Source organism: Sphingobium mellinum (genome assembly GCF_037860795.1).
Lineage (GTDB): Bacteria > Pseudomonadota > Alphaproteobacteria > Sphingomonadales > Sphingomonadaceae > Sphingobium > Sphingobium mellinum.
This window is the reverse complement of the sequence record NZ_JBANRK010000042.1, coordinates 1-2,500: the sequence shown is the minus strand read 5'-3', so window position 1 is coordinate 2,500 and position 2,500 is coordinate 1. Positions and strand designations below refer to the sequence as shown.

The window sequence follows — 2,500 nt, the reverse complement described above, 5'->3', positions numbered from 1 at the left end:
TGAGTTGTGTTTAGGGGTGAAAGGCCAATCAAGCCGGGAAATAGCTGGTTCTCCGCGAAATCTATTGAGGTAGAGCGTCGAATGATTGCCGTTGGGGGTAGAGCACTGGATGGTTGCGGGGGTCGCGAGATCTACCAATACTAACCAAACTCCGAATACCAACGAGTCTAGTTCGGCAGACAGACGGCGGGTGCTAAGGTCCGTCGTCAAAAGGGAAACAGCCCTAACCTACAGCTAAGGTCCCCAAGTCATCACTAAGTGGGAAAGCATGTGGGATTTCCAAAACAACCAGGAGGTTGGCTTAGAAGCAGCCATCCTTTAAAGAAAGCGTAACAGCTCACTGGTCTAAACAAGAGATCCTGCGGCGAAGATGTAACGGGGCTAAAGTGATGCACCGAAGCTTAGGGTTCAGATCTTTGATCTGAGCGGTAGCGGAGCGTTCCGTAGGCCGTTGAAGCGGAAGGGTAACCGACCGTGGAGGTATCGGAAGTGCGAATGCAGACATGAGTAGCGATTAACAGTGTGAGATGCACTGTCGCCGAAATTCCAAGGGTTCCTGCTTAAAGCTAATCTGAGCAGGGTAAGCCGGCCCCTAAGACGAGCCCGAAGGGGGTAGTCGATGGGAACCACGTTAATATTCGTGGGCCTGGAGGTGTGTGACGGATGGTGCAACTTGTCTGGCCTTATTGGATTGGTCCAGGCAGGGAAACTGTCCCAGGAAATAGCCCCTCCGTATAGACCGTACCCTAAACCGACACAGGTGGAATGGTAGAGTATACCAAGGCGTTTGAGAGAAGTATCCTGAAGGAACTCGGCAAATTGCCTCCGTACCTTCGGAAGAAGGAGGCCCCAATTATGCGCAAGCACTATTGGGGGGCACAGGCCAGGGGGTAGCGACTGTTTAGCAAAAACACAGGGCTCTGCTAAGTCGGCTTCAAGACGACGTATAGGGCCTGACGCCTGCCCGGTGCCTGAAGGTTAAGAGGAGGAGTGCAAGCTCTGAATTGAAGCCCAGGTAAACGGCGGCCGTAACTATAACGGTCCTAAGGTAGCGAAATTCCTTGTCGGGTAAGTTCCGACCTGCACGAATGGCGTAACGACTTCCCCACTGTCTCCAGGATATGCTCAGCGAAATTGAATTCTCCGTGAAGATGCGGAGTACCCGCGGTTAGACGGAAAGACCCCGTGCACCTTTACTGCAGCTTCAGAGTGGCATTAGGAAAGAACTGTGTAGCATAGGTGGGAGGCTTTGAAGCGATGACGCCAGTTGTCGTGGAGCCATAGGTGAAATACCACCCTGTTGTTTTCTGATGTCTAACCTCGCACCGTTATCCGGTGCAGGGACCCTCTGTGGCGGGTAGTTTGACTGGGGCGGTCGCCTCCTAAAGAGTAACGGAGGCGCGCGATGGTGGGCTCAGGACGGTTGGAAACCGTCTGTTAGAGTGCAATGGCATAAGCCCGCCTGACTGCGAGACTGACAAGTCGAGCAGAGACGAAAGTCGGTCATAGTGATCCGGTGGTCCCTCGTGGAAGGGCCATCGCTCAACGGATAAAAGGTACGCCGGGGATAACAGGCTGATGATTCCCAAGAGCTCATATCGACGGAATCGTTTGGCACCTCGATGTCGGCTCATCACATCCTGGGGCTGGAGCAGGTCCCAAGGGTTTGGCTGTTCGCCAATTAAAGTGGTACGTGAGCTGGGTTCAGAACGTCGCGAGACAGTTTGGTCCCTATCTGCCGTGGGCGTCGAAATTTGAGAGGAGTTGACCCTAGTACGAGAGGACCGGGTTGAACATACCTCTGGTGTACCAGTCGTTCCGCCAGGAGCGCAGCTGGGTAGCTATGTATGGACGGGATAACCGCTGAAAGCATCTAAGCGGGAAGCCTCCCTCAAGATAAGATTTCTTCGAGCGGTCGTAGACCACGACCTTGATAGGCCGGATGTAGAAGTGTGGTAACATATGGAGCTAACCGGTCCTAATTGCTCTGATCGCGCCTGAGAGTCCCACCATCAATGACAGTGCTGGCAACAGCAAATCAGCAGCGATGGGGTGATCTTACCTCAAGCCAGATAACGCAACACCCAAAGTGCACGGCATCGATTATAACCCAAAGCGCAAGCTTCATTGCTTGGTGACCATAGCGTCTGTGACCCACCCGATCCCATCCCGAACTCGGCCGTGAAACCAGTCTGCGCCGATGGTACTGTGGCTCAAGCCCCGGAAGAGTAGGGCGTCGCCAGGCATTGCAGCTCGCGCTTTGAACAAAAACAAAACCCATTCACACCCCTTTTGGCCCACCACAACGGGCCAATGGACCCCAAGGGCGCCAAAAGGGCAACCGGCCGCCCCGCCGCCCAAGGCCGACAACGCCAGGGCCGCAGATGCAGCCAACGCCGCTTGAGGCAAAACCCAGTGTCGCGGGATGGAGCAGCCCGGTAGCTCGTCAGGCTCATAACCTGAAGGTCGTAGGTTCAAATCCTACTCCCGCAACCAACAA

1 tRNA gene and 2 rRNA genes (1 of these 3 cut by a window edge) are annotated in these 2,500 nt (G+C 54.6%); all 3 read left to right on the top strand.

Annotation, left to right across the window (positions count from 1 at the left end):
• Positions 1-2,002 (top strand): 23S ribosomal RNA (locus AAC640_RS18180) (it extends 797 nt beyond the left edge of the window).
• A gap of 128 nt (positions 2,003-2,130) precedes the next feature.
• Positions 2,131-2,245: ribosomal RNA gene (rrf, locus tag AAC640_RS18175) — 5S ribosomal RNA — on the top strand.
• Positions 2,246-2,419: 174 nt separating this feature from the next.
• A tRNA-Met gene (locus tag AAC640_RS18170) sits at positions 2,420-2,496 on the top strand.
• Positions 2,497-2,500 lie beyond the last annotated feature (4 nt).